General features: G+C 72.6%; 13 protein-coding genes. 5 read left to right on the forward strand and 8 right to left on the reverse strand.

The genetic code is table 11. The features are described 5' to 3' along the window. Positions 1-165 precede the first annotated feature (165 nt). Positions 166-1,053 carry a helix-turn-helix domain-containing protein gene (locus tag CG723_RS02190; RefSeq protein WP_100591431.1) on the reverse strand — a complete coding sequence of 296 codons (888 nt, stop codon included), beginning with the start codon at positions 1,051-1,053 and terminating at the stop codon, positions 166-168. 102 nt (positions 1,054-1,155) lie between these two features. On the opposite strand from CG723_RS02190, the gene CG723_RS02195 reads away from it, so the two are divergent. After that, a complete protein-coding gene (locus CG723_RS02195) occupies positions 1,156-2,010 on the forward strand; it encodes an NAD(P)H-binding protein (RefSeq protein WP_100591432.1) in 855 nt (284 codons plus the stop codon). A gap of 28 nt (positions 2,011-2,038) precedes the next feature. Here the strand turns inward: CG723_RS02195 and CG723_RS02200 are convergent, their stop codons facing one another. The 3 genes from CG723_RS02200 to CG723_RS02210 form a co-directional block, all read right to left on the reverse strand. Beyond that, positions 2,039-2,461 (reverse strand): acyl-CoA thioesterase, encoded by a 423-nt coding sequence (locus CG723_RS02200; RefSeq protein ID WP_100591433.1) that lies wholly within the window; start codon positions 2,459-2,461, stop codon positions 2,039-2,041. Between the two features lie 88 nt (positions 2,462-2,549). Next, complete coding sequence (locus CG723_RS02205; RefSeq protein ID WP_100591434.1) at positions 2,550-3,188, reverse strand: hypothetical protein; 639 nt, start codon at positions 3,186-3,188, stop codon at positions 2,550-2,552. Between the two features lie 93 nt (positions 3,189-3,281). Beyond that, positions 3,282-3,875: a histidine phosphatase family protein gene (locus CG723_RS02210; RefSeq protein WP_100591435.1), complete on the reverse strand. Its 594-nt coding sequence runs from the start codon at positions 3,873-3,875 to the stop codon at positions 3,282-3,284. Between the two features lie 222 nt (positions 3,876-4,097). Here CG723_RS02210 and CG723_RS02215 point away from each other — a divergent pair, with 222 nt between their 5' ends. Beyond that, a complete protein-coding gene (locus CG723_RS02215) occupies positions 4,098-6,962 on the forward strand; it encodes a DEAD/DEAH box helicase (RefSeq protein WP_100591436.1) in 2,865 nt (954 codons plus the stop codon). A 13-nt stretch (positions 6,963-6,975) separates the two neighbouring features. After that, on the forward strand, positions 6,976-8,253 hold the full coding sequence (locus CG723_RS02220) for an SWIM zinc finger family protein (protein WP_100591437.1): 1,278 nt from the start codon (positions 6,976-6,978) through the stop codon (positions 8,251-8,253). A gap of 33 nt (positions 8,254-8,286) precedes the next feature. Here the strand turns inward: CG723_RS02220 and CG723_RS02225 are convergent, their stop codons facing one another. Together CG723_RS02225 and CG723_RS02230 are read right to left on the reverse strand one after the other, a co-directional pair. Then, a complete protein-coding gene (locus CG723_RS02225) occupies positions 8,287-8,820 on the reverse strand; it encodes a hypothetical protein (protein WP_100591438.1) in 534 nt (177 codons plus the stop codon). A 56-nt stretch (positions 8,821-8,876) separates the two neighbouring features. Then, positions 8,877-9,335, reverse strand: coding sequence for a hypothetical protein (locus CG723_RS02230; RefSeq protein ID WP_100591439.1), 459 nt, complete (start codon positions 9,333-9,335; stop codon positions 8,877-8,879). A gap of 71 nt (positions 9,336-9,406) precedes the next feature. Here CG723_RS02230 and CG723_RS02235 point away from each other — a divergent pair, with 71 nt between their 5' ends. Continuing rightward, positions 9,407-10,141, forward strand: coding sequence for a DUF7873 family protein (locus CG723_RS02235; protein ID WP_100591440.1), 735 nt, complete (start codon positions 9,407-9,409; stop codon positions 10,139-10,141). 338 nt (positions 10,142-10,479) lie between these two features. On the opposite strand, the gene CG723_RS02240 is transcribed toward CG723_RS02235, so the two are convergent. After that, positions 10,480-11,112, reverse strand: coding sequence for a peptidase (locus tag CG723_RS02240; RefSeq protein ID WP_100591441.1), 633 nt, complete (start codon positions 11,110-11,112; stop codon positions 10,480-10,482). Next, positions 11,109-12,317, reverse strand: a complete 1,209-nt coding sequence (locus tag CG723_RS02245; protein ID WP_100591442.1) for a pyridoxal phosphate-dependent aminotransferase — start codon at positions 12,315-12,317, stop codon at positions 11,109-11,111. The genes CG723_RS02240 and CG723_RS02245 overlap by 4 nt, the downstream gene beginning before the upstream one ends. A 92-nt stretch (positions 12,318-12,409) precedes the next feature. Here CG723_RS02245 and CG723_RS02250 point away from each other — a divergent pair, with 92 nt between their 5' ends. Beyond that, positions 12,410-13,048 (forward strand): winged helix-turn-helix transcriptional regulator, encoded by a 639-nt coding sequence (locus tag CG723_RS02250; protein ID WP_100591443.1) that lies wholly within the window; start codon positions 12,410-12,412, stop codon positions 13,046-13,048. The last annotated feature ends 59 nt before the right edge of the window (positions 13,049-13,107 follow it).

Below are 13,107 nucleotides of genomic sequence, written 5' to 3' on the forward strand. Positions count from 1 at the left end.
GAACTGTTAGGAAGGTTTCCTACCAGAGATTGTGGGTGACGTATACCCGTCAAGCGGAAGGGAGTTGGGGGTGCGGAGCGGGGGTCGATGTGCTCCCGCAGGCCGTTCCCGCACGTGAACGGCGGTTTTGTATGTGGGGAGGGGGTGGGCGGGGCGCCGGGGGGATCAGCGGCCCGGGCCGCAGGGGCGCGCGGCCGGGAGGCGTCCCGTGGCGAACGCCGTCGGCGGTACGCCGAGCAGTGCGCGGAACTCCGCCGTCATGTGCGACTGGTCGTAGTAACCGGTGGCGTGCGCGAGCCCGGCCCACCGCGGGTGCTCCTCGGCGCCCGCGCCGGCGAGCACCTGGCGCACCCGGTCGATCCGCGCGAAGTGCTTGGGGGACAGACCGACGCCGTCCGCGAAGAGATTGCGCAACTGTCGCTCACTCACGGCGAGTTGCCGGGCCACCTCGGTGACCGTCCCCGGCCGGTCGCGGCCCGGGGCCGTCGACAGCGCCTCCACCGCCGCCCGCACCAGGCCGTCGCGGGCGCGCTCGCCACGGTCGCGCGGCGTGAGACCGTCCGGCAGCAGCTCCGTCATGCGCGCGAGTACGGCGTCCGGGTCCGGGGCGGGCCCGAGGGCCGCGAGCCCGCGCGCGAGCCGTCGGCCCGCCTCGCCCGGCAGCGACTCCAACGGCTCGGCGCGGCCCACGAGTTCGCGTGTGGACACCCCGAGCAGCGGTCGCGCGGCCCCGGGCCGGAACCGCAGCTGCAGACACATCGGGAGCCGCTTCTCCTCGTAGTACGAGGCCTTGGTGCGCGGGCCGATGGCGACCACGTCGGTGCCGCCGTCCGGCAGCACACGGAACACCAGACGCGTCGCCGCGTCCGGGACGTGGGTGATCGGCCTTGTGTCCCCCTGACCGAAGTCCGAAGAGCCGACGGAGTTGATCGAGTCGATCTCGGTGATCCAGGGCCGCAGTGCCTCGGGCGGCGCGAGGGGGGTGCCGTACCGACCGGGGGTGCCGGTGTGGTCCGGCGCCCCCGCCTGTTCCGCCGTCCTGTCCCGCAGCATGGTCACCTCTCCACGTTAACCGGGGGGTGTGCCGTCCGGGGGTCGCCGGCTGTGCCGGAATTTCCTAGCTGCGGGGGCCCGTTGACCGGCAGCGTTGCAGCCATGATCCTCATCACCGGTGCCACCGGCACCATCGGCAGTGAAGTGACCCGCCTCCTGGCCACGCGTGGCGTCCCGCACCGCGCCCTGACCCGTGATCCGGCCCGCGCCGCGTTCGGCCCCGCCACCGAGGTCGTCCGAGGGGACCTCGACGACCCGGAGACCCTCGGCGCGGCGGTGGCCGGCGCGACGGCCGTCTTCATGGTGACCCTGCCCGGCTCGGGATCCGGGCCCGGCGCGCAGGACAAGGCCCTGCTGGACGCGGCGCGGGCGGCCGGCGTGCACCGGGTCGTGAAGCTCTCGGCGATCGGCACGGGCGAGCCGGGCGCCGGACGTTTCGGCATGTGGCACGTCCCGGGCGAAGAGGCGCTCCGGGCGGGCGACTTGGAGTGGACCGTACTGCGCCCCACGACGTTCGCGTCGAACTTCCTGTGGTCGGCACCGGAGATCCGGGCCGGGCGGCCCGTCCCCGACCAGTTCGCGGACGGCGCCCAGGGCGTGATCGACCCGCGCGACATCGCCGAGGCCGCCGTGGAGACCCTCCTCGCCGACGGGCACACCGGCCGCGTCTACACCCTCACCGGACCCGAACTCCTCACCGTGCCCGACCAGGCGGCCGCCATCGCCGCGGCGGTCGGGCGCCCGGTCGAGACCGTGGAGGTGCCCCTGGAGTCCGCCCGCGAGTACGTGCTTGCCGCGGGCATCGCCGAGGAGTCCGTGGACAGTGTCCTCGAAGGGTTCGCGTACGTCCGCGCCGGCCACAACGCGATCGTCACGGACGACGTCGAACGGATCCTCGGACGCCCGCCCCGTACCTTCGCCATGTGGGCCGAAGAGCACAAGGGGGCGTTCGTCTAGGGCGGCGTTCGTCCAGGGCCGTCGGGAATCAGAGGCCGAAGGCGCGTGGATCCGACGCGAGTGCCCGGAAGTACTCGCGCGGATCCGCCACGAGCTTGCGCTCCTTGAGGTCCATCAGGCCGCCCGCACTCGTCAGTTCAGCCGCGAGCGTGCCGTCGGTCTTGCGTATCGACTGCTCGACCCGGAACGTCTTGCCCTCCGTCCACACGAACGCGCAGCTCACGTCCACCTCGTCGCCCGCGCGCAGCTCTCGGCGGTAGCGGATGGTCGTCTCCAGGGCGACCGGGCCGACCCCCTTCGCCAGCAGGTCGGCCTGCCGGATCCCGCCGTGCTGGAGCAGCACCCATCGCGCGTGCTCCGCGTACTGCAGGTACACGCTCTGATTGAGGTGCCCCTGCGAGTCGGTCTCGTACCCGCGCACTTGAATGCGCACGGTGAACGTCTCGGCCACGATTTCCCCTTCGACGACTACTACGGCTAATCAGGCTGGTACAGCTACTACGGCTTCTGCTTCGGGTGCTCCGTCTGCTGCTCGATCGTCATGATCTTCGCGGTGACGCCAGCAAGTACCGTCCCCCGGTGCGGGGTTCCGCGTGCTCGCTGACCTGCCACCCTGCCCGCTCCAACGCGGCGGCGCAGCCCGCGATTCCGTCCGGCCCGCGCCCCCGTACGGCCACGGCCTCCGGCTGTGGTGTGCCGCCGACACGGTAGCCGTCCCCGGTGTCACCGTCCGCCGGACGGCAGCCCGCCGCCTCCAGGGCGAGGGCGGCGGCCTGCACCAGATGCGCGCGCTCCCAGGCGCACGGGCGGTCGGTGGCGCCGCCCGGATTGGTCATCCGGCGCATCTCCACGAGCCCCTGCCAGGCACTGCGCACCTCGCGCGCCCGCGCCGGACCGCCCGGCACCGGCGCCTCTCCGCCCACCCGCGCCGCGAACGGGCCGCCGCCGGAAGGCGCCGGCGGCGGGGGCTGCTCGGCGCGCTCCGGTTCGTCCCCCGCCTCCCATATCCGGTATCCGGCCGGTGTCAGGAAGTGGTCGTGGGGAGGTCGCGGGTGCCGGAACGCGAGCTTCAGCAGGACGAGGCGCGCGAGCTGGGCGTCACCGCCCTTCAGCCGCCCGGTGACCGGGTCGGCCTCGTCGACGATGCGCCGCTGCGCGGCGGACAGCGGCCTGGTCATGGCACCCCCCTGACTCCGTCCCTCGGCCGGTATGTGCTCCGTACGTTCCGATGGTGCAGCAGGGGTCTGACAACGGCCGGGTCCGATGGCGTATCAGGGCCGCAGGTTCCACCCTGCGATGACCGGCCGGCCGTGCTCTGTGCTCAGCCTGCTGACCGTGCCCGTCGCCAGCAGGAAGTGCGCCCCGTCCGCCGGGGGCAGGCCGAGCCTGCGCGCGGTGAGGACCCGCGAAAAGTGGCCGTGGCCGAAGAGGACGACGCTGCCCTCGTTCTCCGCGAGCGCGGCGTCCACCTTCGCGAGCATGCGGTCGGCCCGCGCCCCCACCTCTTCCGGGCTCTCGCCGGGGTGCTCCGGGGGGCCGGGCGCGACCCCGTCCGTGAAGAGGAACCAGTTGGGCCGGGTGCGCTGGATCTCGAGCGTGGTGACGCCCTCGTAGGCGCCGTAGTCCCACTCGCACAGGTCGGCGTCGACCCGCACGTTCCCGAGACCCGCGAGCTTCGCGGTCTCGTGGGCCCGCACCATCGGGCTCGAGAAGACGGCTCCGATGTGATAGCTGCGGACGAGCGGGGCGAGCTTGCGTGCCTGCTCGCGGCCGTTCTCCGTCAGCGGGACGTCGGTCCAGCTCGTGTGTCGCCCGGACAGGGCCCACTCGGTCTCGCCGTGCCGGACCAGCAGCAGGTCACCCATGCGACTGTCCTGTTCTCTCCGAGGCTGCCGTCGGTCGGGCCCGGCGATCTTGCACGGGCCGTCGTTCGAACCGTACACGCGGTGCAGGAGAGACGCCCGGCCTTGATTGTCAGACCCCGCCCGTAAGGTCGTAGACGTCGCCGGTCCCGCCGGACGAGGGCGACGCACGCCGCACCGACCAGGGCGTACCCATGCCTGCCGACCAGGGAAAGGAGCCCGGCCATGACGGAGCAGATCGACCACAGGGGAATCACCGTCGCCGCGGCCGCCGTGTTCCTTCCCGCGCCCCTGCCGCGCGAGAGCAGCGTTGCGTTCTGGCACCCGGACGGCACGGACCTGCCGGGCGCCACCCCGCTCACCGTCGTCCGGCCGCACGGCACGGGCGCCCGCGCCCGGACCGTGCCCGCAGTCCGGCTGCCCGTCACCGACGCCCTGCCCCTGCTCGTCCGGGCCCGCCACACCCCTGGCGCCCACCCCGCCGCGGCCTGCTGGGGCGCCGCCGCCCTGCACGCCCTGCACCTCGTGGGCCGCGGCCGCCTCCTGCCCGGCCTCACCCCCTCCGACCACGACGCGTGGCGCGCAGGACCCCTCGACGCGGACGACATCGCACAGCTGCGCGCCATCGCCGCCGCCATGCCGTACGAGGCCCATGCCGCGCCCGTCGAGGGCTCCAAGCCGCTGCGGCTGCCCGAGCCCGAGGCCCTTGTGCGCGCGTTCCTCGACGCCGTCGCCGACTCCCTGCCGCGCAGCCCCGCCGCACCTTTCGCGGCCGGGGCGCCCTTCGCCTCCTTCGCGCCGCAGCACCTGCCCCGCGCGCGTGCCTGGGCGGTCGAGGCGGCCGCCGGCATGGACGCGGGCGTACGGGTGTCCCTGCGTCTCGACCTCTCGAACTTCACGCTCTTCGACACGGACGACGCTGCCGATGCCACCGACCCCGCCTCCGCCGGTGAGGACGGCCCGGGAGGCCCAGGCGCCGAGGAGCGGCGGCGCGCCGGGGCCGCCCTCGTCCAGGTGCACAGCCTCGCCGACCCCACCCAGGTCGTCGACGCGGCCCGGCTCTGGGCCGGTGACGGCGACGCGCACTTCGGGCCGCGCGCCAGGATCGACGCCGTCCTCGCCCTGCGCCGCGCCGCCCGCGTCTGGCCCCCGCTCGGCCGCGTCCTGGAGCGTGACGTGCCCGACGTCCTCGCGCTCTCCGAGGGCGAGCTGCTCGACCTGCTCGGCCCGGCCGCGGCCCGCCTCGCGGACGCGGGCGTCGAGGTCCACTGGCCCAGGGACCTGGCCCGCGCCCTCACCGCCACCGCCGTGGTGCGCGCCGCCGCGCCCGGCTCCGCCACCGACGGCACCCCGTTCTTCGACGGCGAGGAACTCCTCAAGTTCAACTGGCAGTTGGCGCTCGACGGCGACCCCCTCTCCGAGCGCGAGATGGACGAACTCGCCGAGTCCCACCGGCCCGTCGTCCGGCTGCGCGACCAGTGGGTCGTCGTCGACCCCGACCTCGTACGCAAGGCCCGCAAACGCGAGCTGGGACTTCTCCAACCCGTCGACGCCCTCGCCGTGGCCCTCACCGGCGAGGCCGACATCGACGGCGAGCGCGTCGAGGCCGTCCCCACCGGCGTCCTCGCCCACCTCCGCGACCGCCTCGTCGAAGGCCCCGCCGCCGTCACCCAGCCCGCGGGCCTGCACGCCACGCTCCGCGACTACCAGCTGCGGGGCCTGGCCTGGCTCGACCTCATGACCTCGCTCGGCCTCGGCGGCTGCCTGGCCGACGACATGGGCCTCGGCAAGACGGTCACCCTCATCGCGCTCCACCTGCGCAGGAACAAGGCGGCGCCCACCCTCGTCGTCTGCCCGGCGTCCCTCCTAGGGAACTGGCAGCGGGAGATCAGCCGCTTCGCCCCCGGCGTCCCCGTCCGCCGCTTCCACGGCACGGACCGCACCCTCGACGGCCTCGCAGGCGGCTTCGTCCTCACCACGTACGGCACCCTGCGCACCCGCGCCGCCGAACTGGCAGGGCACACCTGGGGCATGGTCGTCGCCGACGAGGCGCAGCACATCAAGAACCCCTTCTCCGCCACCGCCAAGGCGCTGCGCTCGATCCCGTCGCCCGCCCGCATCGCGCTCACCGGCACCCCCGTGGAGAACAACCTGTCCGAGCTGTGGGCCCTGCTCGACTGGACGACCCCTGGACTGCTCGGCCCGCTCAAGTCCTTCCGCGCACGGCACGCGCGCGCCGTCGAGACCGGTGAGGACGCAGAGGCCGTCGAGCGCCTGGCCCGCCTCGTGCGGCCCTTCCTGCTCCGCCGCAAGAAGTCCGACCCCGGGATCGTCCCCGAGCTGCCGCCGAAGACCGAGTCGGACCACCCGGCCCCCCTCACCCGCGAACAGGCCTCGCTCTACGAGGCGGTCGTCCGCGAGACGATGGCGGAGATCGAGGCCGCCGAAGGCATCGCACGCCGCGGCCTGATCATGAAGCTCCTGACGTCGCTCAAGCAGATCTGCAACCACCCGGCGCAGTTCCTCAAGGAGACGGAAGGCCCGCGGGCCCGCCTCACCGGCCGCTCAGGCAAGCTCGCCCTGCTCGACGAACTCCTCGACACGATCCTCGCGGAGGACGGCTCCGTCCTCGTCTTCACGCAGTACGTGTCCATGGCCCGCCTCCTCGCGACCCACCTCGCCGCCCGCGCGATCCCGTCCCAACTCCTGCACGGCGGTACCCCCGTGGCCGAACGCGAGCGCATGGTCGACCGCTTCCAGTCCGGCGAGGTCCCCGTCTTCCTGCTCTCGCTGAAGGCCGCCGGCACCGGCCTGAACCTCACCCGCGCGGGCCACGTCGTCCACTTCGACCGCTGGTGGAACCCGGCCGTCGAGGAGCAGGCCACCGACCGCGCCTACCGCATCGGCCAGACCCAGCCGGTCCAGGTCCACCGCCTCATCACCGAGGGCACCGTCGAGGACCGCATCGCCGAGATGCTCGCCGCCAAGAAGGCCCTCGCGGACGCCGTGCTCGGCTCCGGCGAAGCCGCCCTGACCGAGCTGACCGACCGGGAGCTCGCCGACCTCGTCTCCCTCAGGAGGACGGCATGACACGGAGGACGGCATGACACCCCACACGCCGGGCCGCGCCGGCGCGCACGCCCAGGCCCGCGCCCGCGTCGACGACCGCCGCCGCACCTTCCCGCCCCTGCCGCCCCGCACCCGCACGGCCGACGACTTCGCCCTGACCTGGTGGGGGAACGCGTGGGTGGACGCCCTCGTGGACACGGCGCTCGACACGGCCCGCCTCACCCGGGGCCGCGCCTACGCCGACCGGGGACACGTCGACGCCATCACCGCGACCCCCGGCCGCGTCATGGCCTACGTCCACGGCTCACGCCCCCGCCCGTACCGCACCGAGATCCGCCTGCGCACCCTCAACGACGAGGACTGGGAGCGCATCCTGGACACGGCGGCAGCCCGCCCCGACCACATGGCCGCGCTCCTCGACAAGGACGTGCCGCACGCGCTGGCCGCCGTCGCCGACCTCCTGCCCGCCGTCGGCGACCTGATCCCCGACTGCTCCTGCCCGGACGACGGTCACCCCTGCAAGCACGCGGCCGCGCTCTGCTATCAGACGGCACGACTGCTCGACGAGGACCCGTTCGTCCTCTTCCTGCTGCGCGGCCGCGGCGAACAGGAGCTCCTCGCCGACCTCACCCGGCGCAACGCGGCGCGGGCCGCCGGCGAGCGCTCCGCCACGGCCCCCGCGCTGCCCTCGGTCGAGGCCCGCGAAGCCCTCGTGCCCCGCACCCTGCCGCTCCTGCCCCCGCCCTTCCCGGCCCCCGCGCACCCGGGCCGCCCGCCCGTCTACCCGCACGCGTCCGGCGCCCCCGACCCGCTCGCCCTCGACCTCCTCGCCACGGAGGCCGCGGCCCGCGCCCACACGTTCCTCACCCGGGGCATCGACCCGATCGCCGGTCTCACCCCCTGGCAGGACGCGGTCCGGCTCGCCGCCGCCCACCCCGGCTCCGGCCTCGCGGCGTCCACGCGCGCGCTCTACAAGTCCCTCGCCCAGGGCACCGGACGCACGGCCACCGACCTGGCCCGCGCCGTGGCCGCCTGGCGCCAGGGCGGACTCGCGGGCCTGGGCGTCCTCGAAGAGGAGTGGGACCCGCCGGCCGGCCCCTTCGACCGTGCCCGCCCGGCCCTCATCGCCGCGGACTTCCCCCACTTCCGTCCCCACCGCAACAGGCTGTCCACGGACAACCTCCAGCTCCGCCTCGGCCGCGAAGGACTCTGGTACGGCTACGAATCGGACCCGGGCCGCGAGGACTGGTGGCCGAGAGGCACCCCCGACACGGACCCGGTCGGCGCCCTCACTGCACTGCTCGGCCGTTGACGGGCCGGGCCGGCGGCGGCCGAGTACGTCGCTTCACAACGCCTCGGCCCATCGCGTCAGCGTCGTGAAGTCCCTCTCGCGCAGCCCGTGGCGCGGGTGGATGCGCAGGAGCAGGGCCGGGGCGTCGTGGTGCGCGGTGACATGGCGGGAGTCCAGGTCCGTGATCATGTCGTCGACCCACGCGAAGGGCCGCCCGGTCGCCCAGTCGAGCAGCGGGCGCGTCTTCCAGTAGAGGCCGTCGGGATCCCTGGCGAACAGCTCGGGCCACTCGATCACCGGGAGCGCGGCGGGCAGTCCGATCGCCGGGCCGATCATCTCGTTCGCCTCGTGCATCCACGTGGTCGCCCAGGCCAGTTCGAAGGGCAGGCCTGCCAGGCGCCGGCCGTGGGACGGGTTGAGCACGACCCGTAACCCGCGGCGGTGACGGCGCGAGCCGGGGGCCTGGCGCGAGAGCCAGTTCGCCGGGTGGACGCGGTGAGCGGCGTAACCGCGCAGACGGGGGAGGCGGGCGGCGTACGGGTTGAGGGGCCCGTCGACGTCGAGGAGGAGCAGCGGCCTGTCTGTCATGCAGAGGTGTTGCCCACTGAGGACGGTGATCGCTCACGTCGGCGTCGGACACACGGTCAGCGCACGCTCGGGGCTGCCGAGTCGATGAACCTCGTCAGGGCGTCCTTGCACCGCTGTGACCGCCGGTCCCGGTCCTCCTCGTCCACTGCCTCGTGCAGACAGTTCGCCAACTCGAAGGAACTCTCCGCCAGTTGGCGCGTGTCTGCGCGGTCGCACACCAACTGGAGCCGCGCCAGCGCCTGCCGCGCGCTGATCCGCGCCTCGTACGAGGCGAAGCGGGCCTCCTCCGCCTGCGTGGAACCCGGCACCTCATGGGCCCGGAACCAGCGGTCGTTCTGACTGCGCCGGTAGTCGAACAGGGCCCCGGCGAACGCGCTGTAACTGGAGATCCGCTCCTGACGCAGCTGCTCGGCACGGGCGAGCCCGGCGACTCGCTCCGTGGACCGCGCCTGGAAGAAGTGGGTGACGACGGAACCGAGCAGGGTGCCGAGCACGGCTATCAGCGCCGCATCCATGGTGAGTTGCTCCTCGTGGGCCGGGGAAAAACCATTCGATTCGGAGTGCGGTGCCTGACTACCGTTCTCGCGTGGCAACGAAACTCAATCAGATCATCGCAGTCGAGAAAGGCGTCAAGTCCAAGGCACACCAGGACCTGACGGCGGCCCATCACGGGCTTCAGAAGCCGGCGCTCCTGGCCGGGATCTCGCGTACCTACCAGCCCAAGGACGAGGAGGGTGAGCAGCTGCCGCCCGAGTCGACGCGGGTCCAGGTGAAGGCCGAGCACGTGCTGCGGGACACTGCGAAGACGCTCACCCGGCTGTTCGATGTGACCGCCACCAAGGACTGGGCGAACTGCGAGGCGCGCGCCGATGTCACCGTCGACGGACGGGCCGTCCTGAGCCAGGTGCCGGTCGCATACCTGCTCTTCCTGGAGAAGCAGCTCGTCGACCTCAACACCTTCGTGCGCAAGCTGCCCGTGCTCGACGCCTCCGAGGCGTGGACGCAGGACCCGTCGACCGACGACTGGAAGACGGAGCCGGTGCGGACGCTGCGCACCAAGAAGGTGCCGCGCAACCACGTGAAGGCCGAGGCGACCGAGAAGCACCCGGCGCAGGTCGAGGTGTACTACGAGGACGTGCCCGTCGGGTACTGGACGACGGTGAAGTTCTCCGGCGCGCTGCCCGCGCGCAGAGTGAACGAGCTGCTGGAGCGGATCGAGAGGCTCCAGCAGGCCGTCAAGTTCGCCCGCGAGGAGGCGAACGCGGCGGAGGTGACCGACCAGCGGGCGGGTGACCCTGTGTTCAGCTATCTGTTCGGCTGATCCAGGGGCCCGCACAAGACTCCCCGGGCGCCGCTCAGCCGGCGGCCGGGGTGCGCGAGGAGCGCAAAGCTGAAGCTGAAGCTTGTCGTGACGGTGCGGTCCGCACAGCACACGCGGACCGCCATCAATCTCAGACTCTTGCTCCAGACTCAGTATTCGCCGCTCATCGCCGAATCGATCGGACCCGGGCCCCAGGCCCCGAATTGCCGGTTCGAATCCGGCCCGCCCAGCTCGATGGGCGGTAGTCCAAAGGCAGGACGCAGGGCATTGACACTGACCCGGGTCCTCAAGCGTGTCGGCGTGTGATGTGAGTGGCATTCATGGGGTCCGGGGGCCGGCTACGCCCTCGGATCCGCTCCATGTCCGGCACTCAACGAGACTCCCCGCCCCGCGAAGAACGTCTCGAACGTCGCCGACGGCAGTTCCGCGCAACGGGTTTCGGGGCTGATCCCCGACGGGTTGTGGAAGTGGAAGCGGTCACCGTCGCGGGCCGTGAGCAGGACCAGATGTCCGCCCCGGCCGGGCGCGGGCCGCTCCGGGCGGCGGATCCCGTAGTGGACCGAGGCCATCACCGTCCGGCCCGTGTCCAGTAGGCCGGCGATCTCGTCGGTCGTCAGTGTGCGGTGGACGGTCGCGTCCAGGCCGAGTTCCTCGCGGGCGTACTCGGCGAACGGGGCGTAGATCAGACCGTGGATGCCGCCCTCCGGATCCACGGTGTACGCGCCGTACTTGAGCGCTCCGTCGCGCAGGTCGAACAGGCTGGGCGCGTCCGGGCCGAGCGCCATCCGCAGGCACGTCAGGCCGCACAGGTGGCCGCACCACAGCGCGTAGTCCTCCACCGTGGCGGCGCCCGAGGTCTCCCAGGCGGGGTCGTCGGCGCGGTCGTGGCCGCCCTCCACGATCGCCTCGACGAGCTGGGGCGAGGCGAACTGCGTCAGGCTCGGCAGGGCGCAGGTGGTGCAGAACGTCACTGGCGGTACCCACTCAGGAAGCGGCCGATCCGGCTGATCGCGGCGTCGAGATCGTCAGCGTACGGGAGGGTGAGGATGCGGAAGTGGTCCGGGCGCGGCCAGTTGAAGCCGGTGCCCTGGACGACCTGGATCTTCTCGCGCAGCAGCAGGTCGAGGACGAATTTCTCGTCGTCGACGATGGGGTGGACCTTGGGGTCGATGCGCGGGAACGCGTACAGGGCGCCCTTCGGCTTCACGCAGGAGACGCCCGGGATCTCGTTGAGTTTCTCCCAGGCCTTGTCGCGCTGTTCGAGGAGGCGCCCGCCCGGCGCGGTCAGTTCGCGGATGGACTGGCGGCCGCCGAGCGCGGCCTGGATGGCGTACTGGGCGGGGGCGTTGGCGCACAGTCGCATGGAGGCGAGCATCGTCAGGCCCTCCAGATAGTTGCGGGCGTGCTGCTGCGGTCCCGTGACGACCAGCCAGCCGGAGCGGAAGCCCGCGACGCGGTAGGTCTTGGAGAGGCCGCAGAACGTGAGGACGACCAGGTCGGGGGCGAGGGCGGCGGCGCTGTGGTGCACCGCGTCGTCGTACAGGATCTGGTCGTAGATCTCGTCCGCGAGCACCATCAGGCCGTGCCGGCGGGCGAGGTCGAGGATGCCCTCGATGATCTCCTTGGGGTAGACGGCGCCCGTGGGGTTGTTGGGGTTGATGATGACGACCGCCTTGGTGCGGTCGGTGATCTTCGCGGCCATGTCGTCGAGGTCGGGGTACCAGTCGGCCGACTCGTCGCAGATGTAGTGCACGGCCTTGCCGCCGGAGAGCGTCGTGACGGCCGTCCACAGCGGGAAGTCCGGGGCGGGGATGAGGACTTCGTCGCCGTCCTCCAGGAGTGCCTGTACGGCCATGGAGACCAGCTCGGACACGCCGTTGCCGAGGAACACGTCGTCGACGCCGACCTCGAGGCCGAGCGCCTGGTAGCGCTGGGCGACGGCGCGGCGGGCGGACAGGACGCCCCGCGAGTCGGTGTAGCCATGGGCCTGGGGGAGCATCCGGATCATGTCCTGGACGATCTCCTCGGGCGCCTCGAAGCCGAAGAGCGCGGGGTTGCCGGTGTTGAGGCGCAGGACGCTGTGGCCCGCCTCCTCAAGGGCGTCGGCGTGCTCGATCACCGGGCCGCGGATCTCGTAGCAGACCTCGCTGAGTTTGCTCGACTGCCGGAACTCCATGTGGTGCCCTCCCGGACTGCCCGTGACGTGTGTGACTTGGTTTTACCAAGTGACCGCTTGGAAAGTCCAACAAGTTGCATAGACTGCGAGCCATGCCACGCCGAAGCTACGACCAGTACTGCGCCGCCGCCCGCGCCCTCGACGCCGTCGGGGACCGCTGGACGCTCCTGATCGTCCGTGAGCTCCTCGCAGGGCCGCGCCGCTACACCGATCTGCACGCCGACCTGCCCGGCGTCAGTACGGACGTGCTCGCCTCGCGCCTGAAGGACATGGAGCGCGAGGGCGTCGCCGAGCGCCGCAGGCTGCCCGCGCCCGTCTCGGCGTACGTGTATGAACTCACCCCGCGGGGACGGCAGTTGCTGCCGGTGCTCCAGGCGCTGGGTGAGTGGGGCGCGCCTGCGCTTGAGGAGCGCGGGCCCACGGACGCCGTACGCGCGCACTGGTTCGCCCTGCCGCTCCTGAGCCATCTCGAGCGGCTCGGCGGCGAGGGTGTGGTCGAAGTCCGCCTCGACGAGGGGGAGTTCCATGTACGGGTCGGCGGCTCGGGCGCGGGCGGCCCTGTCTATGCCGAGGGGCCGGTGGACGGCGAGCCCGACGCGCGGCTCGTCCTCGGCACGGAAACCTGTGTCGCCGTGGTGCGGGGCGGGCTGACGCTGGAGGAGGCGGCGCGCGCGGGCCGTGTCGCCGTGTCCGGGGACGGCGCCCTGGCGAAGGCGCTGCGAGAGGTGTGAAGCAGAGGCGAACTCATCCATGACGCCCGGCACTTGAGGTGCGCGGGCGTCATGGACGG

Source organism: Streptomyces sp. CB01635 (genome assembly GCF_002803065.1).
Taxonomy (GTDB): Bacteria; Actinomycetota; Actinomycetes; order Streptomycetales; family Streptomycetaceae; genus Streptomyces.